Genomic DNA, 376 nt, shown 5'->3' with positions numbered 1-376 from the left:
GAAGAACCGATATCCCCGAAGGGGACGGAAACAGTGCTCTCGAGAGTGATAAGATTCCCAGCAAAGGATTAGAAGAACCGATATCCCCGAAGGGGACGGAAACCCACTCTGGAGATTTGCTGTTATCCCTCCTGTATTAGAAGAACCGATATCCCCGAAGGGGACGGAAACACCTGGATACCGTGAGGCCAAACGCGGGTCCAGAATTAGAAGAACCGATATCCCCGAAGGGGACGGAAACTCATCAGCACACGACTGTATACAAGTTCCAGTGCAATTAGAAGAACCGATATCCCCGAAGGGGACGGAAACTTTTCTTTAACTTTTTTACATTAACCCAATGTAATTATTAGAAGAACCGATATCCCCGAAGGGG

It is taken from the genome of Oribacterium sp. oral taxon 078 str. F0263 (assembly GCF_000469565.1).
GTDB lineage: Bacteria > Bacillota > Clostridia > Lachnospirales > Lachnospiraceae > Oribacterium.
This window is presented reverse-complemented; position numbering follows the sequence as displayed.